Origin of the sequence: Streptomyces sp. NPDC006265, assembly GCF_040613555.1 — a bacterium.
In the GTDB taxonomy this organism is placed as follows: Bacteria; Actinomycetota; Actinomycetes; order Streptomycetales; family Streptomycetaceae; genus Streptomyces.
Genome location: NZ_JBEXSH010001438.1, coordinates 1 through 1,324, shown reverse-complemented (window position 1 = coordinate 1,324; position 1,324 = coordinate 1). Strand labels below are relative to the sequence as shown.

The 1,324-nt window shown below is 76.3% G+C and carries 1 protein-coding gene; it reads right to left on the bottom strand.

The window, feature by feature from the left end; translation table 11 throughout:
* On the bottom strand, positions 1-1,324 hold a 1,324-nt coding region (locus ABZ281_RS49605; protein WP_356665451.1), incomplete at both ends, for a glutamate synthase-related protein.

Genomic DNA, 1,324 nt, shown 5'->3' with positions numbered 1-1,324 from the left:
GGCCGCGCTGCGCCTGCCCCTGCCTTCCGCCCTGGCCGCGGCCCAGTTCCCGCTGTTGCTGTGGACCCTGGCCGCCGATGCGAGTCCGTACATGATCACGGCCGCACTGCTGGTGACGGCCGGGCTCGACGCGGTGGCGGTGGCGCGGTTGACGACCGGGGCGGTGCGGATCACCGCCGTCGTCGGCGCCTACGGCATGGGCGGCTGGGGTGTTCTGGGTGCCGGCTGGCTGTCCTTGACGGCCGGCGGTCCGGGTGACGCCTCTCGCGCCGGGGCGCTGCTCCTGCTCGCGGCGGCGATCGCGCTGGGCGCGGCCCTTCGCGGGCCGGGCATCGGGCACGCCCTCGGTCTGGCGATCACGGCCGGGCTGCTCGTCGTGGGTGCGCTCGGTGGGGTGGCGCGTTCCGGGCTGCCGTCGGAGTGGGTGGTCCCGGCTCATCTGGCCCTCGGTGTCGCCCTGTTGGCGGTCGTGCGGGCCGGACGGCTGCCGGACGCGATACGGACGGGCTTCGCCTGGGCCTCCGGTGCCGTACAGGCACTGGCGGTGCTGTGGACGCTGCCCGTCGTCGCCGTGGTGCTTCTGGGCCCGGCCGGATGGCTGGGCCGGGTGTGGAGCGGAGCGCCGTCGGATGCCCGTGCGGCGGTCGTCGTCGATGCCCCCTGGCCGCCCGACGCGGTCGCGGCTCCTGTCGTGCTGCTGGTCGTGGCGGGAGTGCTCGCCCTGGCGGTCCGTGCGGAGGCGTGGCGTCCGCGGGCCCGGCTCGGTGCTCTCGGCCTGCTCTGGGCCACGGCGCTGATCCTTCCGGCGGTCCTTGAGATCCCGTACGCCGCCGGACTGCTGGTCCTGGGCGTCATGACAGCGGCGGCGCTGTACATGTGCCGGGGCACGTCGGCCGCGCGGGTCACGGCCCTCGTCCTGGCTCTGGTCACGGCCGCCGGCCTGACCCTGGTCTGCCTCGCGTCCCAGTCCGCAACCCTCGTCGTGCTGTCCGCGCTGACGGTGCTGTTCGCGGCGGCCTCGTGGCGGGCGGGTGTCGCCCTCTTCACGGCTCCGGCCGCTCTCGTGTACGCCGCCGCGCTGGCCTCGGCGTCCGGTGCCGCCGCGGACTGGCCGCCGGCCCGGACCGCCCTGCTCGTCTTGCCGGTTCCCGCCGCTGCCGCCCTGCTGGCGGCGCGTCTGGGCGCATCCCGGGCGACGGTGCCCGTCGAGGCCGTGGGAGCGGCCCTCGGGCGGGGAGGCACCCGTACCACCGTCGTGACCGGAGATCAGGACGACGTCCGCGTGCGCCTTGGAGACGCCCGCGGCGACCGTGCCGACGCCGAC